The organism is Brenneria roseae subsp. roseae (assembly GCF_003115845.1).
Lineage (GTDB): Bacteria > Pseudomonadota > Gammaproteobacteria > Enterobacterales > Enterobacteriaceae > Brenneria > Brenneria roseae.
In genome coordinates this window covers 79,931-106,572 of record NZ_KZ819028.1, presented here as the reverse complement: position 1 = coordinate 106,572, position 26,642 = coordinate 79,931, and the positions used below count along the sequence as shown (strand labels likewise).

The 26,642-nt window shown below is 51.8% G+C and carries 21 protein-coding genes; 11 read left to right on the top strand and 10 right to left on the bottom strand.

Annotated features, from left to right (window positions below; all coding sequences use genetic code 11):
* Positions 1-149 precede the first annotated feature (149 nt).
* Positions 150-512: a YibL family ribosome-associated protein gene (locus DDT52_RS11085; protein ID WP_136156404.1), complete on the top strand. Its 363-nt coding sequence runs from the start codon at positions 150-152 to the stop codon at positions 510-512.
* 142 nt (positions 513-654) lie between these two features.
* Here DDT52_RS11085 and DDT52_RS11080 read toward each other — a convergent pair whose 3' ends face one another.
* The 3 genes from DDT52_RS11080 to fdhD form a co-directional block, all read right to left on the bottom strand.
* Positions 655-2,547 carry a methyl-accepting chemotaxis protein gene (locus tag DDT52_RS11080; protein ID WP_136156403.1) on the bottom strand — a complete coding sequence of 631 codons (1,893 nt, stop codon included), beginning with the start codon at positions 2,545-2,547 and terminating at the stop codon, positions 655-657.
* A 347-nt stretch (positions 2,548-2,894) separates the two neighbouring features.
* Complete coding sequence (gene sodA, locus DDT52_RS11075) at positions 2,895-3,521, bottom strand: superoxide dismutase [Mn] (RefSeq protein WP_136156402.1); 627 nt, start codon at positions 3,519-3,521, stop codon at positions 2,895-2,897.
* A 305-nt stretch (positions 3,522-3,826) separates the two neighbouring features.
* Positions 3,827-4,645 (bottom strand): formate dehydrogenase accessory sulfurtransferase FdhD, encoded by an 819-nt coding sequence (fdhD, locus tag DDT52_RS11070; protein ID WP_425591547.1) that lies wholly within the window; start codon positions 4,643-4,645, stop codon positions 3,827-3,829.
* Between the two features lie 290 nt (positions 4,646-4,935).
* Here fdhD and exaC point away from each other — a divergent pair, with 290 nt between their 5' ends.
* Both exaC and DDT52_RS11060 read left to right on the top strand, forming a co-directional pair.
* Positions 4,936-6,471, top strand: coding sequence for an acetaldehyde dehydrogenase ExaC (gene exaC / locus DDT52_RS11065; RefSeq protein ID WP_136156400.1), 1,536 nt, complete (start codon positions 4,936-4,938; stop codon positions 6,469-6,471).
* A gap of 192 nt (positions 6,472-6,663) precedes the next feature.
* Entirely contained in the window at positions 6,664-7,656 is a 993-nt protein-coding gene (locus DDT52_RS11060) for an acyltransferase (protein WP_136156399.1), read from the top strand.
* Positions 7,657-7,679: 23 nt separating this feature from the next.
* On the opposite strand, the gene xylB is transcribed toward DDT52_RS11060, so the two are convergent.
* Together xylB and xylA are read right to left on the bottom strand one after the other, a co-directional pair.
* Positions 7,680-9,137: a xylulokinase gene (xylB, locus tag DDT52_RS11055; protein ID WP_136156398.1), complete on the bottom strand. Its 1,458-nt coding sequence runs from the start codon at positions 9,135-9,137 to the stop codon at positions 7,680-7,682.
* Between the two features lie 159 nt (positions 9,138-9,296).
* On the bottom strand, positions 9,297-10,616 hold the full coding sequence (xylA, locus tag DDT52_RS11050) for a xylose isomerase (RefSeq protein WP_136156551.1): 1,320 nt from the start codon (positions 10,614-10,616) through the stop codon (positions 9,297-9,299).
* A gap of 353 nt (positions 10,617-10,969) precedes the next feature.
* On the opposite strand from xylA, the gene xylF reads away from it, so the two are divergent.
* The 4 genes from xylF (at position 10,970) to xylR (ending at position 16,129) form a co-directional block, all read left to right on the top strand.
* Entirely contained in the window at positions 10,970-11,965 is a 996-nt protein-coding gene (gene xylF, locus DDT52_RS11045; protein ID WP_136156397.1) for a D-xylose ABC transporter substrate-binding protein, read from the top strand.
* A 93-nt stretch (positions 11,966-12,058) separates the two neighbouring features.
* Complete coding sequence (locus tag DDT52_RS11040; RefSeq protein WP_136156550.1) at positions 12,059-13,600, top strand: xylose ABC transporter ATP-binding protein; 1,542 nt, start codon at positions 12,059-12,061, stop codon at positions 13,598-13,600.
* Complete coding sequence (gene xylH, locus DDT52_RS11035) at positions 13,593-14,762, top strand: xylose ABC transporter permease XylH (protein WP_247595519.1); 1,170 nt, start codon at positions 13,593-13,595, stop codon at positions 14,760-14,762. Before DDT52_RS11040 ends, xylH begins: the two co-directional genes overlap by 8 nt.
* A 176-nt stretch (positions 14,763-14,938) precedes the next feature.
* Complete coding sequence (gene xylR, locus DDT52_RS11030) at positions 14,939-16,129, top strand: D-xylose utilization transcriptional activator XylR (protein WP_136156395.1); 1,191 nt, start codon at positions 14,939-14,941, stop codon at positions 16,127-16,129.
* 47 nt (positions 16,130-16,176) lie between these two features.
* Here xylR and DDT52_RS11025 read toward each other — a convergent pair whose 3' ends face one another.
* The 3 genes from DDT52_RS11025 to dcuC form a co-directional block, all read right to left on the bottom strand.
* Positions 16,177-16,752 carry a DJ-1/PfpI family protein gene (locus tag DDT52_RS11025; RefSeq protein ID WP_136156394.1) on the bottom strand — a complete coding sequence of 192 codons (576 nt, stop codon included), beginning with the start codon at positions 16,750-16,752 and terminating at the stop codon, positions 16,177-16,179.
* Between the two features lie 236 nt (positions 16,753-16,988).
* Entirely contained in the window at positions 16,989-18,257 is a 1,269-nt protein-coding gene (locus DDT52_RS11020; protein WP_136156393.1) for an amidohydrolase, read from the bottom strand.
* Positions 18,258-18,270: 13 nt separating this feature from the next.
* The gene (gene dcuC, locus DDT52_RS11015) at positions 18,271-19,551 is read right to left on the bottom strand and encodes a C4-dicarboxylate transporter DcuC (RefSeq protein WP_210732702.1); all 1,281 of its coding nucleotides are present in this window, start codon (positions 19,549-19,551) and stop codon (positions 18,271-18,273) included.
* A 120-nt stretch (positions 19,552-19,671) separates the two neighbouring features.
* On the opposite strand from dcuC, the gene DDT52_RS11010 reads away from it, so the two are divergent.
* Both DDT52_RS11010 and argG read left to right on the top strand, forming a co-directional pair.
* Positions 19,672-20,604: a LysR substrate-binding domain-containing protein gene (locus tag DDT52_RS11010; RefSeq protein ID WP_136156391.1), complete on the top strand. Its 933-nt coding sequence runs from the start codon at positions 19,672-19,674 to the stop codon at positions 20,602-20,604.
* Between the two features lie 242 nt (positions 20,605-20,846).
* Positions 20,847-22,193: an argininosuccinate synthase gene (argG, locus tag DDT52_RS11005; RefSeq protein WP_136156390.1), complete on the top strand. Its 1,347-nt coding sequence runs from the start codon at positions 20,847-20,849 to the stop codon at positions 22,191-22,193.
* Between the two features lie 60 nt (positions 22,194-22,253).
* On the opposite strand, the gene DDT52_RS11000 is transcribed toward argG, so the two are convergent.
* A complete protein-coding gene (locus DDT52_RS11000) occupies positions 22,254-22,988 on the bottom strand; it encodes a GntR family transcriptional regulator (protein WP_136156389.1) in 735 nt (244 codons plus the stop codon).
* Between the two features lie 244 nt (positions 22,989-23,232).
* Between DDT52_RS11000 and DDT52_RS10995 the strand changes: the two genes are divergently transcribed.
* Complete coding sequence (locus DDT52_RS10995; protein WP_136156388.1) at positions 23,233-24,585, top strand: class-II fumarase/aspartase family protein; 1,353 nt, start codon at positions 23,233-23,235, stop codon at positions 24,583-24,585.
* Between the two features lie 40 nt (positions 24,586-24,625).
* The gene (locus tag DDT52_RS10990) at positions 24,626-26,047 is read left to right on the top strand and encodes a DASS family sodium-coupled anion symporter (RefSeq protein WP_136156387.1); all 1,422 of its coding nucleotides are present in this window, start codon (positions 24,626-24,628) and stop codon (positions 26,045-26,047) included.
* A gap of 80 nt (positions 26,048-26,127) precedes the next feature.
* On the opposite strand, the gene DDT52_RS10985 is transcribed toward DDT52_RS10990, so the two are convergent.
* Complete coding sequence (locus DDT52_RS10985) at positions 26,128-26,463, bottom strand: GlpM family protein (RefSeq protein WP_136156386.1); 336 nt, start codon at positions 26,461-26,463, stop codon at positions 26,128-26,130.
* Between the last annotated feature and the right edge of the window lie 179 nt (positions 26,464-26,642).

The following is a 26,642-nucleotide window of genomic DNA, read 5'->3' as shown; positions in this document are numbered from 1 at the left end:
CCCCTGTTTCTCTGTTTTCGTCCACTGCACCGGTGAGCCATTTGGTGTATGCTTGTGCCCCGCATGATTCTTCAATGATATACCCCGATTAATTGGCGTTGCGGATAAGCGGCAACGGCAGGTAAGAAGGGACGACAGGTTTATAGGTTATGAAAGAGCAAGAAAAAGCAGAAATTAAACGCCTTAGCGATCAACTGGATGCGTTGACTCGCAAGCAAGCTGTGTTGCTTGCTCAGGGTGATGCCGAAGCGATAGCCCTTAATCTGGAGGCATGCGAGACGCTGACGGCAGAAATCGAACGTTTGCGAAGCGTACGAGTTCAGAAGCTCAGCCAGGAAGCGCAGAAACTGTCTCGCTTACCCTTCAGCCGTGCCATCACCAAAAAAGAGCAGGCGAATATGGGCGCGTTGAAGAAAAGCGTCCGTGGGCTGGTGGTCGTGCATCCCATGACGGCGCTGGGCCGTGAAATGGAACTGAAAGAGATGACGGGCTACGCGCCGAAGCCATTTTAAGCGGCCATTTTCCCCGGCCGCTTTACACAATCAATAACGCTATTGGCCGTGTTGTCTGGCAGCAAATGCATTTCGATGCGCTTACATTGGTAAGTGCGCAGCCTGTAACGAACTGCGCACAATAATAATGTATCGTTCCTGATTAGGGTTTGTAGCCCAGTTGCGTTGGCGATTGGGAGAAAGCGATGCCGGCTGGCGTTGATTCATCGCGCGTATTGGATAAACGGAAGACGGAAACCGCCTGCTTCAGCAGTGCCGCCTGCTCTTCCAGCGAGTCGGCCGCCGTCGAGGATTGTTCCACCAGTGCGGCATTTTGCTGGGTAGTGCTGTCCATTTCGACAATAGCCTGATTGACCTGCTCGATACCGCGACTCTGTTCATCGGAGGCGGTAGCAATTTCACCCATAATGTCATGTACTTGAGTGACTGACGTCACGATGTCGCTCATGGTTTTGCCTGCGTTGCTGACCAGCACGGCTCCCTGAGTCACCTGACGGACGGATTCGGCGATCAAACCTTCGATTTCTTTCGCGGCTTGCGAACTGCGTTGAGCCAGATTACGCACTTCGCTGGCCACTACGGCGAATCCCCGGCCCTGCTCGCCCGCGCGAGCGGCTTCTACCGCGGCATTCAGCGCCAGGATATTGGTCTGGAAGGCTATGCTGTTAATTACAGAGGTAATTTCTGCAATGCGTTTGGAGCTGTGTTCAATGTCATTCATGGTTTTCACCACGTTGTTGACTTGTTCACCGCCTTGTTTCGCGGTTTGAGACGCGCTGATGACCAGATTATTGGCGTGGTGCGCGTTATCGGCGTTTTGTTTCACCGTGGCCGTCAGCTCTTCCATACTGGCCGCCGTTTGCTCGACCGCCGCCGCCTGTTGCTCGGTGCGTGAAGACAGATCGGTATTACCCGCCACGATTTCGCCTGATGCGGTCGAGATCTGGCTGACGCCGATACGGATTTCATCGATCATGTTATGCAGATTGTCATTCATTTTCGCCATGCTGCTCATCAGCTGGCCTAGTTCATCACGGCGAGCGGTCTTGATCGACATGGTGAGATCGCCGGTGGCGATGCGTTCGGCCATATCCAGCGTTTGATGCAGCGGCGTCGTAATTTGGCGGGCAATAAACCAGGAAATCAGCAGTCCAAGCACCAGCGTAATCAGCGCGGTGATGACCATTTGAATTTCGGAAGAACGAATATCCTGCTGGGTGGACTGTAGCTGGTTGTCGAGCAACGTTTCGATCGCGTTATTCATCTGGTCGGCGATGGTTCCCATCTGCCGGGCTAACGCCACTTCTTCCTCATAGGCAGGCATATACGCCAACGCCCGTTCTTCATAAGTGTTCATGATGCCGAGTACCGGATTAAGAATTTCCTGTTGCTCAGCTGGCAGGTTTTGATACAGAGCGCTCAGCGTCTTTTGTGCATCATCGATCGCGTTCTTCAGATCGCTTTCCGCTTCTCTATCACGGGAAAGAAGAATACCACGCACATGATAGCGAATAGCGGTCAATTTCTGGTTGAGTTCGGAAAACTGTAGTTGAAGCGCAAAGTTATACTCATCAGCCTTTAACTGATCATCGAGTTGTTGTAAATATTTTCCTGCTTCCGAGAGGTTCCAGCTTTTGCGGATGTCATCTTTTTTATTGATGGCCGCAATGTAGCTTTGCTGAATTTTCTGATATTCGGCAACGGCGGCGGTGATTTGAGAAAGCATCGCGGTGTCATTTCCCCACCAGTCCCATTGCTTCGCCTCAGACACCAACTGATTCATATTATTGATGTGAAGGATATTTTTTTGCATATCTTCAGACTGGTAACTGGCACTATATAGCGCCCGGTAATACTTGGCCTGATTGATTTCTTCACGGATATTGTTGCTTAAATTGGTTTTATCAATACTTTGCTTTAATTCCTCTATGTGCATGACGCCCGCGCCGGCAATGATCGCCGTCATTATTAAGATCAGAAAGAAACCTAATCCTAGTTTTTTACCTACTTTGATATTTTCGAATTTTATCGCCATTCCATTTCTTCCAATCTTTTATGATTTGATTACCTACTCGGGTGACTCCTGCATTGCGAGTGGTATTGGCACCGTGAGATTGTCGTTTGCTGAAGGATATCTTCACAAAAATCACACGATAGAATTGCACATGAGTTATCGGCAACTTGTATGAAAACTTTATATTTATACGGCGATTAAATAGTCAAAGAAGAGGGAGATAAGAAAGGATTTGTGACGCCGGTAAATAAAAAACCGGAATAACAGTACGTTATCCCGGTTTATGTCATCAATGGATGTTCCCTTTATCTTTCAGGTTGCCGCATCCTGAAATCAATGAGTAGAATCCCTGATAGCTGCGAAAAAGATTATTTTTTCGCTTGCGCAAAACGGCTTGCCGCTTCGTCCCAGTTCACCACGTTCCAGAATGCCTTGATGTAATCCGGACGACGGTTCTGGTATTTCAGATAGTAAGCGTGTTCCCACACGTCCAGGCCAATGATTGGGTAGCCGGACGCGCCGGAAATCGCTTCACCCATCAGCGGGCTGTCCTGGTTTGCGGTAGAAACCACCGCCAGTTTGCCGTCATCTTTCAGCACCAGCCAGGCCCAGCCGGAACCAAAACGGGTTGCCGCCGCTTGCTCAAATTTTTCTTTGAAAGCGTCAACGCTGCCAAAATCGCGTTCGATTGCGGCTTTCAGGTCGCCAGCCAGTGTCGTACCCAGCTTCAGGCCTTTCCAGAACAGACTGTGGTTTGCGTGACCGCCCGCGTTGTTACGCAAAACGGTTTTTTTCTCTGCCGGCACTTTGTCCAACTGAGCGATCAGCGCTTCAGCTGACAGGCTGGCAAACTCAGGCAGAGATTCCAGCGCTGCATTTGCATTATTGACGTAAGTCTGGTGGTGTTTGGTGTGATGGATTTCCATCGTTTGTTTGTCGAAATGGGGTTCCAGCGCGTCATAAGCATAAGGCAGGGATGGCAGTGAATAACTCATGTTTAGCATCTCCATGGTTGTAGTACTGAAAGTGGTAGTACCGAAAAAGCGTTGTCGTACTGAAAAACACGATTAAGTACGCCATATTCTCGTACCTAGTACGGCGCCTTTTTTGTTAGCACCGCGTAAGCATTACGTTCATTATAGTTAATTAAATGATATTGAAAATGATTATTCTCGCTCCGGCGTCAAAGGCGGGGCGGTTTTAGCCCTGTATAACAGGCGCTTATGTCATTATTTTCCGGGTTAAAAACAAATTGGTCTATACCCGTCATCGTTCAAGTCGCAGGTGCGTTTTTTACCTGTCATTCGCTCAACCGTTGAGGGTGAGTATAAATGGTGGAGCGGCCCGGTCGACTGAATCCTGCCAGCGTCAGGTTACAGCGTTCGGCAACCTCAACGGCCAGTGACGTGGCGGCGGACACCGCAAACAGGATCTCTACTCCGCACATGGCGGATTTCTGCACCATTTCATAACTCGCCCGGCTGGAAACCAGCACCGCTCCCTGCTGCCATGGCTGTTTGGCCCGCATGCCAAGCAGTTTATCCAATGCCACATGACGGCCAACGTCTTCACAGCCTCCTTGTAGCGTGCCATCCGGTGTAATCCAGGCGGCGGCATGCGTACAGCCGGTCAACTGCCCTATCTGCTGTACGTTTTTAAGCTGTGCCAGCGCGGTATCAAGGTGACTGAGCGAGAACGTTTGGGTAAACGGCAACGGCGCGACGGGTTTGCCAATCTCGGACAACTGCTCCACGCCACAGACGCCGCAGCCTGTGCGTCCATCCATTGCCCGGCGGCGTGCTTTCAATCCGGCAAACCGACGGCTCGACAGCTCGATTTGCACTTCGATACCGTTACACACCCGCAGAACGTCCATCCCATAGATATCTTGTGGCGACGCAATGATGCCTTCCGACAGAGAGAAGCCCAGCGCGAACTGTTCCAAATCCTTCGGCGACGCCATCATGACAACATGTGAAATGCCGTTGTAAACCAGCGCGACCGGCACTTCTTCTGCCAGCCAATCGCTCTGTGTCAGTGACAGCGTGCCTTGATGGCGCACGGTGCGCGGCGATACCCCGACAGGGACGGTAACCGCTGATGGATGGAGGTTTTTCACCTGACATACCCGTAAGTTAGCAACCATAAACTGTGGAGGGCATTATTTCACCACCGAATGATGGATGCGAGCTTTTCTCCCTGAACGGTGAGCGCCTCCGCAAGGTCATGTATGTGCATGGCGGTACAAATGATAAATTGTGCGTTAACTCGAAGAGTTATCATTCTCCCCGCTTTCTGCCTGTCGGAAACATAAATCTCTGTGTACGCTTTATTCAACGAATTTCTTCATATTGCCTCTATTTTCACTGCGGCATGGCCGCGCATTTGGACAGCGAAAAGGAGACTGAAATGACACAAGACACCTCTACAGGCCGATTGACATCCGGCGAGTATGGCTCTCTCAATCTGAAAAAACGCTATGACAACTTTATCGGCGGCGCCTGGGTACCCCCTGACGGCGGTCAGTATTTTGTTAACCTGACGCCTATCACCGGTCAGCCTTTATGTGAAGTAGCCAGTTCGACCTCTCGTGACGTCGACTATGCGCTGGATGCTGCCCATAAGGCTAAAGTGGAATGGGGCGCAATGTCTGTGCAGGAGCGGTCGTTAATCCTCAACCGCATTGCTGACCGGATGGAGCAGAACCTTGACCTGCTGGCCAATGTGGAATCCTGGGATAATGGCAAGCCCATTCGTGAAACCAGCGGTGCGGATGTCCCTCTGGCTATTGACCACTTTCGCTATTTTGCCGCCTGCATCCGTTCGCAGGAAGGCGCAATCAGTGAAATTGACGGCGATACCGTGGCCTACCATTTCCACGAGCCGCTCGGTGTGGTGGGGCAGATCATTCCCTGGAATTTCCCGCTGTTGATGGCCTGCTGGAAAATGGCGCCGGCGCTGGCCGCGGGAAACTGTATCGTACTGAAACCGGCCAAACTGACGCCGATGTCGGTGTTGATCCTGATGGAGCTGATTCAGGATATCCTGCCGCCGGGAGTGATTAACGTTGTTAACGGTTCAGGTAGTGAAATCGGTGAATATCTGGCGACCTCGAAGCGTATCGCCAAAGTGGCGTTTACCGGATCAACAGAAGTGGGCCAGCAAATCATGGGCTATGCCGCGCAGAACGTGACGCCGGTGACGCTGGAGCTGGGAGGCAAATCGCCGAATATTTTCTTTGCTGATGTGATGGATAAAGAGGACAGCTTTTTTGACAAAGTGCTGGAAGGGTTCACGCTGTTTGCCTTCAATCAGGGGGAAGTCTGTACCTGTCCGAGCCGGGCGCTGGTGCAGGAATCGATTTACGATCGCTTTATGGAGCGCGCGATCAAGCGCGTCGAATCTATCCGCGTCGGTCATCCGCTGGACAGCAAAACCATGATGGGGGCGCAGGTATCTTCCGGTCAGTTGGATACCATTCTGAACTATATCGACATCGGCAAGAAAGAGGGGGCCCGCGTCCTGACGGGCGGTCGCCGTAAAGAGATGCCGGGGGATCTGGCTCAGGGTTACTATCTGGAGCCCACCATTCTGTTTGGTAAAAACAGCATGCGCGTTTTCCAGGAGGAAATCTTCGGACCTGTGCTGGCGGTGACGACCTTTAAAACGATGGATGATGCGTTGGAGATTGCCAACGACACCGAATATGGATTAGGCGCGGGCGTGTGGAGCCGCAACGGTAATATTGCGTATCGCATGGGGCGCGGCATCCAGGCCGGACGCGTCTGGACCAACTGTTATCACGCTTACCCGGCACACGCGGCGTTTGGCGGCTATAAACAATCGGGTATTGGACGTGAAAATCACAAAATGATGCTGGAACATTATCAACAGACCAAATGCCTGCTGGTAAGCTATTCCGACAAACCTTTGGGCTTGTTCTGATATCCGTTGCTTACCCCGTTCGGACTTGCTCCCTCCTCTGTGAAGGGGGGTTGGGGTTAATACTTGTAGACCCCACCCAAGCTCCCCCGGCCAGGGGGAGCAACTTCTCTCGGATTAACCCGATTGTTGATTGTGTCAATATGGAACAAGCACTACTCTGTTGAATAGGCACCATATTTTAAGAGGCTGTGCATGACCGACAAGATCGGCTGGATTGATAATTTACGGGCAGTGGCCTGTATGATGGTCGTTCTCATTCACAGCACAACGTACCCGATTACCGCAGGGGGGACTCCGGGTGAAACGCATTGGGACGTGGCGAATATGCTTAATTCGGCTTCCCGCGTTTGTGTGCCGCTGTTTTTCATGATTTCCGGCTATTTGTTTTTTGGTGAACGCAACGCACAGAAAAAACACTTCCTGAGAATAAGTCTGTGTATTCTATTTTATAGCGCGGTCGCATTGATTTATATTTCGACGCTGACGCCTATTAATGGCCTGAATTCACTGCATCATGCTTTACAGAAACCTGTTTTTTATCACTTATGGTTTTTCTATGCCATTGTCGTGATTTATCTTTTTTCTCCGTTGATTAATATCGGACCGGTTTCCGGAAAGTATCTGCTGATATTTATTGCTCTGCTGGCGATTATTGCTAATCCGAATACGGGGCGTGTTGAATTTGCCGGGTTTACGTTATTGCCCATCAATCTCTATATTTATGGCGATACCTTTTATTACTTGCTATACGCCATGCTCGGGCGCGCGCTGGGCATGCTGGATATACCACGGAAAGCGGCGCTGGCGGCAATACCGTTATTTATTTTCTGCATAGTGATGGTGGCGCTGGGAACTAAATACCACACGTTGCGAAACGATAATTTTACCCAGACGTTTTATATTTATTGTGGTCCACTGGTATTTCTGGCGGCGGTCAGCCTGCTGGCGATCGTTAAACATTATCTGAATCATCGGGTGTTGCCGGGATTCGCTTTTATATCGCGCCATTCATTGGCGATTTATGGCTTTCACGCGCTGATTATTCACTATATGCGTTCGCACGGTCTGGATTTTTCCTCTCGTCCCGTATTGGATATTTTCTATATTTTTACGATCGCACTGCTGGGCAGCCTGTTACTGTCGATGGCGTTACAGAAGCTGGATACGCGGCGTCTGGTTTCCTGAGGCAGCGTATCTTGCGCCAAATCTTACATGAGTGGACTAAGCTGCTGATAAAGCGCTTTGAATGTACGTCGTTGCTCCGCATAGGCCGCATGGCGCCGTTCATCCGGCAGGTGTACCTGCTCCAGGGGCAGCGCTGGCAACAGGTCGGATAATGATGCATCGGGATTGATGGCGATCTGCGCCAGACGTGCGGCCCCCAGCGCCGGACCAACATCTCCCCCGGTGCGGTATTCCAGCGTCTGTCCGCTGATATCGGCCAGCATCTGCCGCCAGTAGGGACTGCGGGCGCCGCCGCCAATCAGCGTAATGCTGCTGGGTTTCAGCCCCGTCATATGCAATGCGTCCATACCGTCGGCAAGGGCAAAGCCGACGCCTTCGAGCACCGCGCGCGCCAGCTCCGCCCGGCCATGTTGATGGGTCAGCCCCCAGAACGCACCTTTGGCATTGGGGTTATTGTGTGGCGTTCGCTCGCCGGAAAGATAAGGCAAAAACCATACCGGCGTGACCGTTGCATCGTTGGGGGTTTGCACGACTTCTTGCAAAAGCGACGCGACACTTTCGGCATGGGTCAGATGAGCGACCCAGTCAAGACATGAGGCGGCGCTCAGCATGACGGACATCAAGTGCCAGGTGTCAGGCAGGGCGTGGCAGAAGCTGTGTACGGCATGCTGTGGATTACTGAGAAAGCCATCGCTGACGGCAAAGTAAACGCCGGATGTGCCGAGAGATAGCATTGCCTGCCCTGCCTGATAGAGCCCGACGCCGATTGCGCCTGCTGCGTTATCGCCGCCGCCTGCAATAACCGGGACTGCTGGCATTCCCCAGCGTTTGGCCATTTCTGATCGCAGATAGCCGGTTATCTGGTTCCCTTCGAACAGGTCGGGCATATGCTGACGATTCAGAGAACAGGCAGCCAGCAGGGTTTCGCTCCAGTCCCGTTTTGCCACATCCAGCCATAGCGTACCGGCTGCATCGGACATATCGCTGGCAAACTCGCCTGTCAGGCGCCAGCGCAGATAGTCTTTTGGCAACAAGACCTTATCAATCCGGCGAAAAATATCGGCCTCATTCTCCTGTACCCACTTCAGCTTGGGTGCGGTGAAGCCTGGCATCATCAGGTTGCCGGTGATCTGCCGCGCGGTGGGCACCCGTTGTTCCAGCGTCTGGCATTGGGCCGCGCTACGTCCGTCATTCCAGAGAATGGCTGGACGCAACACGCGCTGATGCGCATCCAACAGGGTCGCGCCATGCATTTGCCCGGTCAGACCCAGCGCTTTGACGGCGTGAAGATCGTGCTGGGCCGCAAGGGCGTCCAATGTACTTTCGGCGGCCTGCCACCATGACTCGGGTGACTGTTCAGACCATAAAAGATGCGGGCGGGAAACGGTCAGGGGGGCGCTGTGGCTGGCAACAACCTGCCCGGTTTCATTCAGTAGAATCGTTTTGACACCCGAGGTGCCAAGGTCGATACCGATGTACATAGAAGCCTCTTGGTGTATTCAGCGACAAGATTAAGCAGAATGAGTATCGCGCTTTGGGTCTTCTGCGCAAGACCGGAATTTCCCGCGCCGCGGGCGGCCATCGGAAGCCGGTCCCTGCCTGTTGCCGCAGGGACGATGGCGATGAACGCCCGCCTATGATTACCCAAACAAATGACGGTTGACGATATTTTCCAGCCGTTCCTGATGGCCGCTCTGATGTTGTGGCGCCAACTGATGGCTTTCCGCATAGTGCGCCAGTGATTCTAGCGATGCTTTACCTTGCAGAATCTGTTGACCCAGTTCGCCGTTCCAGCCGGCATAGCGTTTGGCAACCAGTTGATTCAGCGTGTCGTCTTCAATCATGCGGGCCGCGACCTTGAGCGCCAGCGCCATGGTGTCCATTGCGCCGATATGCCCATGGAAGAGGTCATAGCGATCGGTGCTTTGACGGCGAACTTTGGCATCAAAATTCAAACCGCCGGTGGTGAAACCGCCCGCCTTGAGGATCTCATACATAACCAGCGCGTTTTCTTCCACGCTATTGGGGAACTGATCGGTATCCCAACCTAACTGCGGGTCGCCCCGGTTGGCGTCAACGGAGCCGAAAATACCCAGCGCGATGGCCGTGGCGATTTCATGGTGGAACGAATGGCCGGCCAGCGTGGCATGGTTGGCTTCAATGTTGAGCTTGATTTCTTTTTCCAGACCGAACTGCTTCAGAAAACCATAAACTGTCGCGACGTCATAGTCATACTGATGCTTGGTGGGCTCTTGCGGTTTGGGTTCGATCAGCAACGTGCCCTGAAAACCGATTTTATGCTTATGCTCGACGACCATCTGCATGAAACGGCCAATCTGCTCACGCTCCTGGCGCAGGTCGGTATTCAGCAGGGTTTCATAGCCTTCGCGGCCGCCCCATAGTACATAGTTTTCTCCCCCCAGTTGTTTGGTGGCGTTCATGGCGGTGAAAACCTGTGTCGCCGCCCAGGCGAAGACGTCAGGATCGGGATTGGTGGCGGCCCCGGCGCCATAGCGGGGGTTCGTGAAGCAGTTCGCGGTTCCCCACAGCAGTTTAACGCCGCTGTTTTGCTGTTTTTCGGCCAGTAAATCGGTGATAACGGCGAAATTACGCCGGTATTCCTGCAAAGAATTGCCTTCGGGCGCGATGTCGACATCGTGAAAACAGTAATAAGGCACATTCAGTTTTTGGAAAAATTCAAATGCGATATCGGCTTTGAGTTTCGCCAGCTCCAGCGCGTTCCCTGCCTGTTGCCACGGACGTTCAAACGCACCAACGCCGAACATATCCGAGCCGTTCCAGCAGAATGTATGCCAGTAAGCCACCGCGAAGCGTAAATGATCCGCCATACGTTTACCCAGGATTTCCTGGTCAGGATTGTAGTGGCGGAACGCGAAGGGATTTTCGCTTTCGCTGCCTTCATAACGCACTTTTTCAATCTGTTCAAAATAGGATTGCATCATTGACTCCTTAGAAACCACCCTGACGGAAGAGAAGGGAATTGGAATTAATCTTCGGATTTGATCGGGGTTTACTCAATTACGTTATTTCACACTGAAATTCAGAGAATTATTAAATGTGCGCTGAGTCGCAAAAAAAGATGCGGTTAATTCTGAATGTGCTTCGCAAACGTTAAAAATAGAAAAACATCAGTCGGCAATAAAACATGACCGCTATCAAAAAAAAGAAATTAAACCAAAAAACATAATTGGAGGATAAAAATCTGCAATTGCTGGGGGCGTATTTAGCGACAATACTTTGCGGGCTATTGGAGTTTCATGCCCTGCATTTTAAATAAAAAAGGTACTCTACGATGAAAGTTAAACACTTCTTACTGTCAGCCTGTGCCGTACTCGCCCTTGTCAGCCAACCCGGTTTTGCCAAAGAAGTAAAAATAGGGATGGCTATCGATGATTTACGCCTTGAGCGCTGGCAAAAAGATCGCGATATCTTTGTTGAACGGGCCAGGTCCAAAGGGGCGAGCGTTTTTGTGCAATCGGCAAATGGCAATGAAGAAACACAGATTTCGCAAATAGAAAATATGATTAACCGCGGTGTGGATGTGCTGGTTATTATTCCTTACAACGGGCAGGTATTAAGTAATGTTATTGCGGAAGCAAAACGTGAAGGAATAAAAGTTCTGGCGTACGATCGCATGATTAACAATGCGGATGTGGACTTTTATATTTCGTTTGATAATGAGAAGGTCGGTGAATTACAGGCGAAATATTTGATTGACAAGATCCCCGAAGGGAATTATTTCCTGATGGGCGGTTCGCCAGTGGATAATAATGCCAAGCTGTTCCGTCAGGGGCAAATGAAAGTATTAAAACCGTTGATCGATAATGGAAAAATTAAAATTGTCGGCGACCAGTGGGTTGATGCCTGGTTGGCGGAAAATGCGTTGAAAATTATGGAAAATGCGCTGACGGCAAACAATAACAACATTAACGCGGTGGTCGCCTCAAACGATGCGACGGCGGGGGGGGCTATTCAGGCTCTCGCGGCACAGGGCTTATCCGGCAAGGTGGCTATTTCCGGGCAGGATGCGGACTTGGCGGCGATAAAACGTATTGTTGCCGGAACGCAAACCATGACGGTGTATAAACCGATTAGCAAACTGGCCAGGGATGCCGCCGATATTGCCGTTACCCTCGGTTCAGGCCAGGCGCCGGAGTCCAACGCCACATTAAACAATGGGCTGAAAGATATCCCGGCCTTTTTACTGACTCCCATCCCGGTGGATAAAGACAACATCGATAGCACGGTCATTGCCGATGACTTCCACAAGAAAGCGGATGTGTACTAACCGTATTATCCACGCACCACGATACAACGTCATGGTGTGTGGCGATGTCCCGCGGCTTCTCAGTCTGAGCATGGTGAATCACGGGGGGTTATGATGCCGTGTCTGTTGGAAATGAAAAACATCACTAAGGCGTTTGGGGCCGTGAAAGCGGTGGACAATGTCAGCCTTACGCTGGAAGCCGGACAGGTGTTATCGCTGTGCGGTGAAAATGGTTCCGGGAAATCCACCCTGATGAAGGTGCTATGCGCCATTTACCCTTATGGCAGTTATAGCGGGCAGATACTTTTTGCCGGCGATGAGCTACGGGCAAGCCATATCCGCGATACGGAGCAAAAGGGCATCGCCATTATTCATCAGGAACTGGCGCTGGTGAAAGGAATGACCGTGCTGGAAAACATCTTTCTGGGCAATGAGTGGTCACGCTTCGGGGTCATGGATTATGACAACATGTATTTGCGCTGCCAGCGCCTGCTTGAGCAGGTAAAACTGTCCATCGATCCGAATACCAAAGTGGGCGATTTGGGGCTTGGGCAACAGCAACTGGTGGAAATCGCGAAGGCGCTGAACAAACAGGTGCGTTTGCTGGTGCTCGATGAACCGACCGCTTCGCTGACGGAGCGGGAAACGGCCATTCTGCTCGACATCATTCAGGATCTGCGCGATCACGGTATCGCCTGTATTTACATTTCTCACAAACTCAATGAAGTCAAAGCGATTTCCGATGTGATTTGCGTCATTCGCGATGGCAAACACATTGGTACGCAGCCCGCGTCGACGCTGAGCGAGGATCAGATCATTGCGATGATGGTCGGGCGCGAATTGACGGAGTTGTATCCTAACGAACCCCATACCATCGGCGAAGAGGTGCTGCGTGTTGAGCACCTGACGGCATGGCACCCGGTCAACCGTCATATTCGCCGGGTGGACGACGTGTCTTTTTCTCTGCACCAGGGAGAAATTCTGGGCATTGCCGGGCTGGTTGGCTCGGGCCGTACTGAAACCGTGCAGTGTCTGTTCGGCGCTTATCCCGGCCGTTGGGAGGGCGAACTGTTTCTGGGTGGCAAGCGCGTGACGATCAATACCTGTCAGCAGGCGATGAGGCAGGGGATTGCCATGGTGCCGGAGGATCGTAAAAAGGACGGTATCGTGCCGATCATGAGCGTAGCGCACAACATTACGCTGGCCGCCCTCGATCGTTTCGCTGGAGCCTGTTCGGTACTGAATGAGGCGAGCGAACAGGATGTCATCCGGCAGTCGCTGGCGGATCTGAAAGTGAAAACGCCAAGCCCTGAATTGGCCATTGCCAGGTTGAGTGGGGGGAATCAGCAAAAAGCGGTGCTGGCGAAATGTCTGTTACTGAACCCGCGCATCCTGATTCTGGATGAACCTACTCGTGGTATCGATATCGGCGCCAAATACGAGATCTATAAACTCATCAACGCGCTGGTGAAACAGAAAATAGCCGTCATCGTCATTTCTTCTGAACTGCCTGAAGTCCTGGGATTAAGCGATCGTGTGCTGGTGATGCATCAGGGGTGTATCAAAGCGGATTTGGTGAATCGTGATTTAACGCAGGAACAGGTCATGGAAGCCGCACTGAGGAGTGAACATCGTGTTGAAAACATCGCTGTCTGAACAACGAAATGCCGTCGCTGAGCCGAAATCCCTGTTGCACCGGTTGAAAAGTATCAATCTTCAGGTCTACGTGATGATTGCGGCCATTATCGCGATTATGCTCTTTTTCACCTATATGACCGACGGCTCCTACCTCAGTGCGCGCAATATTTCCAACCTGCTGCGCCAGACCGCGATTACCGGCATTCTGGCGGTGGGGATGGTATTTGTCATTATTTCGGCGGAAATTGATCTGTCGGTTGGATCAATGATGGGGTTACTCGGCGGCGCGGCGGCGATTTTTGATGTCTGGTTTGGCTGGCCGTTGCCGTTGACCGTTGTCGTGACGTTGGTGCTCGGTCTGCTTCTGGGCGCATGGAACGGCTGGTGGGTGGCGTATCGTAAGGTGCCTTCGTTTATCGTGACGCTGGCGGGCATGTTGGCTTTTCGCGGCATTCTTATCGGTATTACCAACGGCACCACGGTTTCCCCCACCAGCGAAGCGATGTCGCAGATTGGTCAAAGCTACCTGCCTTCAGGCGTCGGCTTTACGTTTGGCGCATTGGGATTGATGGTGTTTATTGCCTGGCAGTGGCGTAGACGCAGCAGTCGGGCACGGCTGGGGTTGCCTGTCACGCCGCCTGCCGGGGATGTGGGGCGGCAGACGGTTACTGCCCTGCTGGTGCTGGGCGCGATTTATTTGTTGAACGATTATCGTGGGGTGCCAACGCCGGTGCTGGTCTTAACGCTCCTGATGCTGGGGGGGATTTTTCTGGCTACCCGTACCGCATTCGGCCGCCGTATTTATGCTGTGGGCGGTAATATTGAAGCCGCGCGTTTGTCCGGCGTAAACGTGGAGCGCACCAAGCTGGCGGTGTTTGCCATTAATGGGCTGATGGTCGCGGTCGCCGGGTTGATCCTCAGTTCACGGTTGGGTGCCGGGTCCCCTTCTGCTGGCAATATCGCCGAACTGGATGCGATAGCGGCCTGCGTAATCGGCGGAACCAGTCTGGCGGGCGGGATTGGCAGCGTGGCCGGCGCGGTCATGGGGGCGTTTATCATGGCGTCGCTGGATAACGGCATGAGCATGCTGGATGTGCCGACATTCTGGCAGTACATCGTAAAAGGCGGCATTTTGCTGCTCGCCGTGTGGATGGATACCGCAACAAAACGCCGGGTGTGAGCGTTCGTCATGCCGTGGCGGTGACCAACGGGAAATACGTGGCAGGTCGCAATAATAAGGAAATTATTTTCACCCTCCGGGAGAGCTGTGTTATTCAGGTGAATACGCTATCGAAGGTCGTGTGATTAAAGGGTTTGTCACTAAAGGGACATCGCCACCAATGAACGTTCACTGCCATGTTTGAAAAACGTTATCGCATTACCCTGTTGTTTAATGCAAACAAGGTGTATGACCGTCAGGTTGTTGAGGGCGTCGGTGAGTATTTGCAGGCTTCTCAATGTGACTGGGATATTTTCATCGAAGAGGATTTTCGTTGCCGTATCGATAATATTAAAGACTGGCTGGGCGATGGCGTGATTGCTGATTTTGACGACCGTGAAATCATGCGGTTGTTGCAGAATGTCCATGTACCGCTGGTAGGCGTCGGGGGGTCTTACCATAATCCGGAGGATTATCCGCCGGTCCATTATATTGCCACGGATAACCATGCGCTGGTGGAAAGTGCGTTTATGCACCTCAAGGAAAAGGGATTAAATCGCTTTGCTTTCTACGGGTTGCCTGCGTCGGTCGGTAAAGGCTGGGCGCAGGAGCGCGAGTATGCGTTCCGGCAGCTGGTTGCGGCCGGGCAATATCGAGGGGTGGTTTATCAGGGAATGGAAACCTCGCCGGATAACTGGCAGTACGCGCAGAACCGGCTGGCTGATTGGGTGCAGGCGTTGCCGCCACAGACGGGCATTATTGCCGTAACCGATTCCCGGGCGCGTCACCTGTTGCAGGTGTGTGAGCATCTGAATATCGCGGTGCCGGAAAAGCTGTGTGTGATAGGCATCGATAATGAAGAACTGATTCGCTATCTTTCCCGGGTGGCGCTGTCGTCGGTGGTGCAGGGAACCCGTCAGATGGGTTATCGTGCGGCGAAATTGCTGCATCAACTGCTGTTGAATAATCGTGATCTGCCGCTGCAACGTATTTTGGTGCCCCCTGTCCGGGTGGTTGAGCGCCGTTCGACAGATTACCGCTCGGTGCACGATCCGGCGGTGATTCAGGCAATGCACTTTATTCGTTATCACGCCTGCAAAGGGATTAAAGTCGAGCAGGTGCTGGATGCGGTGGGGATTTCCCGTTCTAATCTGGAAAAACGCTTCAAGGATGAGATCGGCCAGACGATTCATGGGGTGATTCATGCGGAAAAGCTGGATCGCGCGCGGAATTTACTGATTTCGACGTCGCTTTCGATTAGTGAAATTTCGCTGATGTGCGGTTACCCGTCGCTGCCTTACTTTTATGCAGTGTTCAAGAAAGGGTATGACATTACGCCGAAAGAGTATCGTGAGCGTTATGGTGAGGCTGGCTATCAGAATGATTAGGACGTTTGCGGGAACATGGCGCGGATGGACCGCGCCAGAGATAACGTTCAGGCCGGGATGCGCCAGTAATCGTAATCGATGTGCTCAACCTGGAAGTTGGCGTTTTCCTTGTCGCCTGTCAGACGTGTGGCGATAGTGAAGGCGAAATCGAACGCCACGCCCAGACCTTTGCCGCTGATCAGGTTGCCATCTTCGACAACCTTTTCATTCACGTAGACGCCGTCGGTGACATCCTGCCATAGCTTGCCTGAGCAAACGTAGCGACGGCCTTTCAGCAGTTTATTGCCGCCCAGAACGCGAGCAGCGGCGGAACACAGCGGGCAAATCAGTTTGCCCGCTTCATCGTGACGACGGATGAAATCAACCACCGCAGGGTTTGCTGCCAGGTTTACCGTTCCCTGTGGGCCTCCGGGGATGATCACGGCATCGAACAAGACATCCTGATTTCTTTCCAGTAAGGCATCGGCAAACATACGAATATTGTGATAGCTGCGCAGTTCCAGCCTGTCGTGACAAGACAGCATGGTGACTTCCACTTTCATGCGGTGCAGTACATCGATCACCATAATCGCTTCTGCTTCTTCAAAACCAGGTGCCAGCAGAATGGCGACTTTCTTAGACATAACCTCTCCAGCAACATGCAAAGGAAACCATTAACAGCGAGAGGATAGCAAAGATTAACAATGAAACTGAAACGATGTTTTATTATTGTCGGCGATGTCGCGTAAACCGTTTTTGCTGCTTAGCTTGCATAAGAAATCGCGCTATACTCGTCAAATTGGCTGAAAATTACTTAGCTGGTTTGATCGCTATCTTATGCAACATATCCAAGCCTGTTGCATAAGAATAAGAAGCGACTCTACATTTTGCATAACCGTTGGATACACCCGGCAAACAGTTCGACACCCGTTAGTAGTGATTGCTCGTCGAAATCAAAGTTGGATTGATGGTGTCCCGCGGTAAGGTCCGATCCCAGAATAAAATAGAGCGCCTTACCGCCTTTGTCTTGTACTCGTCTGGCAAGGATAGTGGCATCTTCACTGCCGCCAAAGTGGTGTGATACCACCTTCAACGAAGGGTGCTCGGCAATGGCCTGTTTCAATACCTCAATCATTTCTGGATCGTTATGCAGGTCGATGGCTTCGCCTGTAATTTCTGTTTCCAGTCTCAAGTCAAAACTGTGCGCCGCGCCTTGGGCAATACGCATTGCGCGATCGGTCATATAGTCGTTGATCTCTTTGGTCGCGCCCCTTACTTCTATCTGTAGTTCAGCTTTCGCGGGGATCACGTTGCGGCCTTCGCCAGCGCGGATTACGCCAACATTTATCTGCGACATGCCATCGCCGTGTCGGGCGATACCCAACAACTGAATGGCGCAATGGCAGCCGCCTGCCAAGGCGTTATGCCCTTTGTGCGGATCGGCGCCCGCATGAGCCGGTACGCCATGGAAACGAAAATCCAGCTTGGTCGTACAAAGAAAACCCTGCGGATCGACCAAAACTTCATTGCTTTTGGCCACGGTTCCCAGATGTAGAGCCAAAAAATAATCTACATCGTCTAGAATGCCGCTTTCAGCAATGGGCCTGGCCCCCCGAACCCCTTCTTCCGCGGGTTGAAAAATCAGTTTGAAGCGTCCGTTCAGCGTGTTTCGCTGCTGCATCAACCACTGCGCGATACCTAAGCCGATGGCGGTATGTCCGTCATGACCACAGGCATGCATTTTGCCCGGATTGACGGAAGCAAACTGCGCCTGATTGGGGATATGGTCGGGAGACGCGGTTTCCTGCACCAATACGCAGTCAATGTCGAAGCGCAAGGCGATGGTCGGGCCGGGGCGGCCGCTGTCCAGCAGCGCCACGCAGCCTGTCAGTCCGTCCATTTCCGCCAGCAGCGTAGGGTCAATATTCTGGGCATACGCGGCGGCGAGGCCTTTTTCCACCACGTTATCGCTTCTGCCCCGGATGAATTGTTCATTGATATTTTTTTTACCCGCTTGCACGCGATAGCCCATCGCGCGCAGACGGGTAATGATTTTTGCTGTAGTCACAAACTCCGACCAGCCTTCTTCGGGGAATTGGTGAAATTCTCTACGCCAGTCGATTAACGGTTGTAACGTGATGTCTTTCATTTTTTGCACCTTATTACAGGAAGAAAAGCGCCACGACGATGACCGCGACGATCATCCCCGGGGCGGTTCTTTTTATCATATCGACCGGGTTAACCCCGGCCAAACCCGCACAGACGATCGCTGCGCCGGCCAGCGGGGACATATTGCGGCCAAGACAGGCCGCCAGCATGACGCCGACGCCCAGATTGGGAATTTCATACCCGAAAGAGCCGGCATGTGGGGTGACCGCTTCATTAAATGCGAAGGCGGTGGCATCCCCGGTGCCGGTGATCAATCCCATCATGAACGGGCCAATGGTGCCGCCCCAGCGGGCAAACTCAGGATATTGAGTTAACAGCGTGATAAAACTTTTGATAATGCCGCAGGCTTGCAGACCTTCAATAAACACCGCGGCGGCGATGATGATGCCGAGAATGTTGGCATAGGCGGAACCCATGCCGTTGAAGAATTCTTTTGTTAATTGACAGGCGCTGGAGCGGGTAATGAATAAGGCATAAATCGAGCCGATTAACATTGCCGCAGGGACGTTCATTTCGGTTTTACCCAACCATCCCGCATTGGAAAAAACCAGTAATAGCACCGGAATAAAAGGGGCTAACGCATGCAGATAATGGGGTTTTTCATCGGGCGGGTTTTCCGTATCACTGGTTGTCGTTGTCGCCGATATGTCCTGTCCGGCCTGATAATTTAACTCTTTGCGAACCATCGCCACGATCATCAGGCTGACCGCGCAAATCACCCCACAGGCGATACTGATGGGAGCGTGGTAGAACACCAGATCCATGACATTCATTTTGGCGATATTGGCAATAAAGGCGTTATGCGCCACGCCGGGATTGAGCACCGCACCCAGCGTGCCGGATAAAACCGCTCCCCCGGCAATCGCCGGATGCACTTTGGCGGCAATCAGCAAGGGAATCAGCGTTGCTCCCACGGCAGCAGAAACCCCGGCAGCCGAGGGGATGGCGATACTGATGACGAATGTGACCATGACGGCCATTGGCACCAGAAAGATCCCTAGTCGGCTGAGCCCTTTCGTTAAAATCTGCACCAGACTGGCATCACACCGGGTATATTTCATTACATATGCAAACCCCATGCTGGCACAGATCGCCTCAATCAAACCCGCGGTGGTCATCCGCTTGCTGAATGCGGCAAAGGCATCCATGGGTGAAAATGACACCAGGCACAGTAACAGGCCGGAGCCGATGAGCACGGTACGGGTATCGTGCCGTTTTATCAGCAGCCAGAGCGTCGCGAGCAAAACCAGGATACCTAAAATGAGCTGTAGCACGGAGTAAGCTCCATCGTAACGGGACAAAATAGCAGGATGGATACTATGTAACATAACCACTTTGATTGTGTGGAGATGATAATAAGTTGTAGGCGATACCAAAAGTTGATAGAGGCCGTGATGAAGTATTTACCCAAATTACAACAGCTAAGAATTTTTCATGAGATCATTCGATGTGGCAGTATCCGTGCGGCAGCGCGAGCGCTGAATCAATCGCAGCCTGCACTGACTCGGGCGCTACGGGAGTTAGAACAAACGCTGGGCGCGACTCTGCTGATAAGAAGTAATAATGGTATTACGCTAACGGAATCAGGCCGTGCTTTCGCTATACGGATGCGGTTGATCCTGGAAGAACTGGAACGGGCGGCCGATGAAATTGAACAGATTAATCAGCATTCTCAGGGCGGGGTGGCGTTCGGGATTTCATCGCTGTTGGCTGTGACGATTCTCTCCTCGGTTCTCAATGACTTTAAAAAAGAGCTTCCTCAAGCCGGCGTGGTTATAAAAGAGGCCCAGCTTTCGACCCTGTTGTCTGCGCTACGTGAGGGGCAGCTTGATTTTGCAGTAGGAACAATTGCGCCGACGGTGCCGGTCGCCGAATTTGTCATCGAACCCCTTTTTGTCGCGCCGTTTGGCGTGGCGGCGCGTATTGGGCACCCGTTGGCCCACTGCCGTTCTCTGGCGCAGTTGAAAAAGGGACGCTGGTTTATGCCGGAAACGGATATGGGATATTACCAGCAGATAGAAAAGCAGATTTTGTTTGGCGTTTCCGATGTTTCCCAGGCGCCGGTACGTTCGGATTCCAGTATTTGCGGCTTACAGCTGGTGTTGCGTGAAGACTACCTGACCGTATTGTCGCTGGCGCGGTTGGCGTTGGATGATTTTAATCAGCAATTAGGCGTTATACCCATTGAGGATGCTTTACCTGATGCGGTTTATAGCCTGGTTTATTCTCGCTCTCGTCCATTAACCTATACGGCGCAGAAAATGCTCGATTTAGTTTGTCGCCATGTACGGTGTTATAATTGGAGACCGGTTCCCCATCATTGTTGATCGCGAATTTTTTTGCATAAAGTATCACTCTACTCTTCCTGTCCCAGCAAAAAGATGTTTAAATTATCACTCACTTATTTTGCATAAATATGCATTCTTGAGCGTGTTGATTTTGACGATAGTCTTGGCCTGCCTGTTCTGCGATGCGGCAAAGGTATCACCTCTCATCAATGTATTGCGTAACATAATGGTGTGGGCTGCTAAGCTTCTAACCATAGATCTTTCGAGCAGGGATTACATTTATGACAACGATTCTCAAGCATCTTCCAGTTGGTCAGCGTATAGGTATTGCGTTTTCAGGTGGTCTGGATACCAGCGCTGCGCTACTTTGGATGCGTCAGAAAGGCGCGGTTCCTTATGCGTATACCGCAAATCTGGGTCAGCCGGATGAGGATGACTACGAGGAGATCCCACGCCGCGCTATGGAATACGGTGCTGAAAATGCCCGTTTGATCGACTGCCGCAAGCAGCTGGTTGCTGAAGGGATTGCCGCGATTCAGTGCGGCGCATTCCACAACACCACGGCGGGCGTGACCTATTTTAACACCACCCCGTTGGGCCGAGCGGTCACCGGTACGATGCTGGTTGCCGCAATGAAAGAAGACGGCGTTAACATCTGGGGTGACGGCAGTACCTATAAAGGTAACGATATCGAGCGTTTCTACCGTTACGGTTTGCTGACCAATGCCGAGCTGAAAATCTACAAACCGTGGCTGGATACCGACTTCATTGATGAGCTGGGCGGCCGTCAGGAAATGTCCGAGTTCATGGCGCAGGCCGGTTTCGGTTACAAAATGTCTGCGGAAAAAGCCTATTCCACCGATTCCAATATTCTGGGCGCGACGCATGAGGCCAAGGATCTGGAATATCTGAACTCCAGCGTCAAAATCGTTAACCCGATCATGGGCGTTAAATTCTGGGATGAAAGCGTCAAAATCGCCGCGGAAGAAGTCACCATCCGTTTCGAACGCGGTCACCCGGTTGCCTTGAACGGCAAAACCTTTGCCGACGACGTCGAACTGATGCTGGAAGCAAACCGTATTGGCGGACGCCACGGTCTGGGCATGAGCGACCAGATTGAAAACCGTATTATTGAAGCGAAAAGCCGCGGCATCTATGAAGCGCCGGGAATGGCGTTACTGCACATTGCTTACGAGCGTCTGGTAACCGGTATCCATAACGAAGATACCATTGAACAGTACCACGCGCACGGACGTCAGTTGGGCCGCTTCCTGTATCAGGGGCGTTGGTTTGATTCGCAGGCGCTGATGTTGCGTGATGCCTCTCAGCGTTGGATTGCCAGCGCCATCACGGGTGAAGTGACGCTGGAACTGCGTCGCGGTAACGACTATTCCATCATGAATACCGTTTCCGACAATCTGACCTACAAGCCGGAACGTCTGACGATGGAAAAAGGTGATTCGGTGTTCTCGCCGGATGATCGTATCGGTCAGCTGACCATGCGTAATCTGGATATCACCGATACGCGTGAAAAACTGTTCAACTATGTTGAAACCGGTTTGCTGTCTGCGTCTGCCAGTGCGGGTCTGCCGCAGGTTGGTCAGTTGCAGGATAAAACGGAAAAATAATTTTCGATTCCGGCTATAAAAACGAAAGGCACGACATGGGCGTGCCTCAGACTGATTGTGTTAATTGCTATTGTGACGTTTTAGCACAATAGAACAGGTATAGCGGTCAGCGGGATGGATTGATACCGTGGTTTCAAACGTCTCACCGTTGCGATCGATATAGCGGCGCACGATTCTTAAGGCGGGCGATCCGTTTTCAACACCCAATGCTTTGGCTATCCTGGCGGGAATGTTGACGGCGGAAATAGTCTGCCTGACTTCCTTACTTTGCACGCCATAGTGTTCTTCGATTAAATCACTGATTAATGCAAACGGATCGCTGCGCACCAACTGACGTATTTTGGCGTATGTCGGGCTGGCATAGCTGTCAGTCCAGCATATCGGTTCATCTTTTTTCTTGCTGTCTTCACGGATGCTGGCGATATGCAGCCAGCGCGAGCCGGGCTCACAGCCGATAACCCGGGAAAGTTCATAATCCGCGACGATTTCATCGATCTTTTTAACCACCCGCAGATTGTTTTTCGCCAGGAAAAATAAATCTTCAAGACACGCCAGCGGGTGATTAAGCCCCTTATCTGCGGTTCTGTCGGCCACCATGGTGCCGATGCCCTTACGTCGCAAAATTAAGCCCTGCTCGGTTAAATCACGCAATGCCTCGCGTACCGTGTGGCGGCTAACCTGATACTGCTCGCACAATTCCAATTCGGACGGCAGGAGCGTGCCTGCCGGGAACCGGCCGGACGCGATGTTTTGAATCAGTTCACGCGAAATACGCTTATACAAAGACTCTTTCATAGGTAACGGCTTCAATAAATATTAATGATCCACATCACAAAGGGATGCAAAAATACTTCCCTTTAAATGTCCGTACATTCTATTTTGTCTGTACATATTAAATGTACGTACATTTACAGTTGTACGGTCATTTAATCTGACTGCGCATGTCTTATCGTCATGCGGCATTCAACTGATTGTAGCCGCGTTCCGGAGTAAGGCATGCCGTATTTTATCACCCTTATGATTTATCAAGGATTCTTTTATGGCCTCGAATGTACTTGATTCAGTTTTATTTCGTGATGCTTTCGGCACCCCGGAAATGCGCGCTGTTTTTGACGATCGCGAGCTGATCCGCAAATACGTGGAAGTGGAAATCGCGCTGGCTAAAGCCCAGGCTCGCTGCGGTGTTATCCCTGAAGCCGCTGCGCAGGAAATCGCGGCTAAATGCGATGCCGATACGCTTGATTTTGAGCTGCTGCGCCATGAAACAGAAATAGTCGGTTATCCCATCCTTCCGCTGGTACATCAAATCTCTAAGCAGGCGGGTGAATCCGGTGGTTATGTCCATTGGGGCGCGACCACCCAGGATATTATGGATACCGCCGTAGTGCTGCAAATCCGGGACGCTTTTGAACTCATCAAGACGGATATTAAAACGCTGCGCGGCACGCTGGCCGATCTGGCGCTGCGTTACCGCAATACGCCGATGGCCGGCCGTACCCACTTGCAGCAAGCCTTGCCCGTAACGTTTGGCTACAAGGTCGCCATCTGGCTCGATATTTTTGATCGTCATGAAGAGCGCCTTCAGCAAGCCAGTCCGCGCATTCTGGTTGGTGAATTCGCGGGGGCCGCCGGCACGCTTGCTTCTCTGGGCGATAAAGGGTTGGAAGTACAACAAGCCATGATGGAAGAGCTTGGCCTGGGGGTTCCGGTTTCAACCTGGCACGTTGCGCGCGATGGATTTGCCGAAGCGGTCAACTTATTGGCGTTAATCACCGGTTCGCTGGGCAAGATTGCGTATGACGTCATGCTGATGGCCTCCAACGAATTTGGGGAACTGTACGAACCCTTCGTAAAAGGCCGTGGAGCCAGCAGCACCATGCCGCAAAAGCGCAATCCTATCTCCAGCGAATTGATGCTGGCCTGCGCCAAAGGTGTACGCCAACAGGCGGGATTGATGCTGGATGCCATGGTACAGGATTTGGAACGCGCGACCGGCCCCTGGCACGCCGAATGGATCGCCATTCCTGAAAGTTTCGTGCTGACGGCAGGCGCGCTGCATCAGGCCAAGTTTATGTTGGGCGGACTGATCGTGGATGAAGACGCCATGGCCAGAAACCTTGATATGACCAAAGGGCTGATTGTCGCGGAAGCCGTGATGATGGGGCTGGCGCCTTATATTGGCCGTCAGGATGCGCACGATATCGTTTATGACGCCTGCCGCATTGTGAATGAGAAAGGCGGTCGCCTTGCCGATGTGTTGAATGCCATGCCCGGCGTTTCCAGCCGTCTTGACGCTGAATTAATTGAGCAACTGACGAATCCCGCTAATTACCTTGGCATGGCGCCAGCCATGGTTGATCAGGTATTAAAAAGTTCAGCCAGCCGGAATTAATTCACGAAAATCAAACTACCTAGCGATTGAGGAGATGATGATGTCATCTGGATCATCTACGGGGAAAAAGATCATTGCCGCGATTATTCCTGTCGCCATCGGCGGAATAATCTGGCTGTGTCCTATCCCGGAAGGTCTTACGCCTCAGGCATGGCACATGTTTGCTATTTTTGCCGCGACTATCGCTGCAATTTTGACACAGCCATTACCCTCTGGCGCGGTTATGTTAATTGCGCTTTGTGTGACAATTTTCACTAATACGTTAACGGAAGCAAAAGCCTTATCCGGTTTTTCCAGTGGAACCGTATGGTTAATCTTTTGCGCCTACATTCTTTCTCTTGGTTTTGTGACATCGGGCCTGGGAAAACGGATAGCGTATAAAATGCTTTCATTATTCGGCGGAAGCAGTCTCGGTATCGCCTATTCGTTAGGGATATCCGATTTGATCATGGCGCCCGCCATGCCTTCGGTAACCGCGCGTTCCGGCGGGATCATTTTCCCGATTGCACGTTCGATTAACGGCGTATTGGGATCAGCCCCCGGCGAAACCGGGAAGAAGATCGGTGATTTTCTCACCATGGTCTGTTTTCAGTTTACGCCGATTACTGGTGCAATCTTCCTCACGGGGATGGCGGCAAACCCGCTGGTCAGCAGCCTGGCGAAAGGCTCTTTGGGTATAGAAATTACCTGGGGGGGTTGGTTTATCGCCGCGGTTGTTCCTGCCATGGTTTGCTTTTGTCTGATGCCGCTGCTGGTGTACAAAGTTCTCAATCCGGAGCTAAAACGCACGCCTGAAGCGAAAGAGATGGGGCGTCGTTCGCTGGAAGAATTAGGCCCTATGACGCTGGTGGAGAAAAAGGTCGCATTTGGCTTTATTCTCGCGCTGATCGGATGGGGAACCAGTCTGATAACCGGTTTATCTGCCACCTCGGTCGGGCTTGGATTGGCCGCGTATCTGTTCGCTGTTCGCGCCGTTGACTGGAAAGATTTGCTAAAAGATTATGCGGCCTGGGATACCGTTATCTGGTTTAGCGTGATTATCAGCCTCGCCAGCGGACTATCCGATTTGGGATTCATTAAATGGATGGCCGCGATATTAGGCAGTTCCATTCACGGCTTTGGCTCGATACAAACATTTGTTTTATTGGGTGTGCTGTATATTTACGTGCATTATCTCTTTGCCACCGCCTCCGGACATGTTGCGGCGCTGTATGTTCCCTTTGCCGCGACGGCAATCGCCGCAGGCGCACCGCCGATGATGGTTGCCATTTGCTTTGGTATTTTTAGTAACCTGATGTGGGGAAATACGGAATATGGCGGCGGACCCGGGCCGATTTATTTTGCTCAGGGATATTTTGAACGTATACGCTTTTATAAAATTAATTTTTTAATTGTCACCTTCAACGTCATCCTGATTTTCGCCGTCGGTCTGGTTTGGTGGAAATTACTGGGTTATTACTAAGCCAGATTAATCAGTACGTAAGGCCGTACCCCTCGTTAAGGTAAAACAGCGGGTATGGCCTTTGCGGTGAATCTACCCGCTTAATGCCAGCGGCCCCAGATAACAATCAAAGCTATTGCGGTAATACACCAGCAGGCTAAAGCACCGATCAGTGAATAGGATAACTTCGTTATGCCGCTTAAGTACCAGAGAGACGCAAGGTAGGCGAAATAAGGAATGATGGCCCACATGCCGAATAAGATGGTGGTGCGTAGTGCGGCGACATTGCGCTCAGTCGCAACGATGTAATGGGCAATAAGGGCAAATGTCGGGAAGAGCGGAACCAGTCCGGCAATGTAATAATTTTTTGTCTTTGATAAGTATCCGATGAGCAAAACAACAACCGCACCGATCACCGCTTTCAACACTAAGCCCATTTCATTCCCCTGATCAAAACCCGTTATCGGTATCCCAACATGTATGGACAGATCTGTAAATCCTTAAAAACAGAGGAACGCCATTTTAGATGTCCTGCTTATTGAGTCGCTCAATAACCGCCTACAACGTCGTTTATCAGGTCAGGTATAGTGATAAATACACTGAAAAAATAACATTT

What these genes read in the sequence shown, in the direction of transcription:
- DDT52_RS11085 (WP_136156404.1), top strand. Translation starts at nt 150, where the DNA reads ATGAAAGAGCAAGAAAAAGCAGAAATTAAACGCCTTAGCGATCAACTG.
- DDT52_RS11080 (WP_136156403.1), bottom strand. Translation starts at nt 2,547, where the DNA reads ATGGCGATAAAATTCGAAAATATCAAAGTAGGTAAAAAACTAGGATTA.
- sodA (WP_136156402.1), bottom strand. Translation starts at nt 3,521, where the DNA reads ATGAGTTATTCACTGCCATCCCTGCCTTATGCTTATGACGCGCTGGAA.
- exaC (WP_136156400.1), top strand. Translation starts at nt 4,936, where the DNA reads ATGACACAAGACACCTCTACAGGCCGATTGACATCCGGCGAGTATGGC.
- DDT52_RS11060 (WP_136156399.1), top strand. Translation starts at nt 6,664, where the DNA reads ATGACCGACAAGATCGGCTGGATTGATAATTTACGGGCAGTGGCCTGT.
- xylB (WP_136156398.1), bottom strand. Translation starts at nt 9,137, where the DNA reads ATGTACATCGGTATCGACCTTGGCACCTCGGGTGTCAAAACGATTCTA.
- xylA (WP_136156551.1), bottom strand. Translation starts at nt 10,616, where the DNA reads ATGCAATCCTATTTTGAACAGATTGAAAAAGTGCGTTATGAAGGCAGC.
- xylF (WP_136156397.1), top strand. Translation starts at nt 10,970, where the DNA reads ATGAAAGTTAAACACTTCTTACTGTCAGCCTGTGCCGTACTCGCCCTT.
- DDT52_RS11040 (WP_136156550.1), top strand. Translation starts at nt 12,059, where the DNA reads ATGCCGTGTCTGTTGGAAATGAAAAACATCACTAAGGCGTTTGGGGCC.
- xylR (WP_136156395.1), top strand. Translation starts at nt 14,939, where the DNA reads ATGTTTGAAAAACGTTATCGCATTACCCTGTTGTTTAATGCAAACAAG.
- DDT52_RS11025 (WP_136156394.1), bottom strand. Translation starts at nt 16,752, where the DNA reads ATGTCTAAGAAAGTCGCCATTCTGCTGGCACCTGGTTTTGAAGAAGCA.
- DDT52_RS11020 (WP_136156393.1), bottom strand. Translation starts at nt 18,257, where the DNA reads ATGAAAGACATCACGTTACAACCGTTAATCGACTGGCGTAGAGAATTT.
- DDT52_RS11010 (WP_136156391.1), top strand. Translation starts at nt 19,672, where the DNA reads ATGAAGTATTTACCCAAATTACAACAGCTAAGAATTTTTCATGAGATC.
- argG (WP_136156390.1), top strand. Translation starts at nt 20,847, where the DNA reads ATGACAACGATTCTCAAGCATCTTCCAGTTGGTCAGCGTATAGGTATT.
- DDT52_RS11000 (WP_136156389.1), bottom strand. Translation starts at nt 22,988, where the DNA reads ATGAAAGAGTCTTTGTATAAGCGTATTTCGCGTGAACTGATTCAAAAC.
- DDT52_RS10995 (WP_136156388.1), top strand. Translation starts at nt 23,233, where the DNA reads ATGGCCTCGAATGTACTTGATTCAGTTTTATTTCGTGATGCTTTCGGC.
- DDT52_RS10990 (WP_136156387.1), top strand. Translation starts at nt 24,626, where the DNA reads ATGTCATCTGGATCATCTACGGGGAAAAAGATCATTGCCGCGATTATT.
- DDT52_RS10985 (WP_136156386.1), bottom strand. Translation starts at nt 26,463, where the DNA reads ATGGGCTTAGTGTTGAAAGCGGTGATCGGTGCGGTTGTTGTTTTGCTC.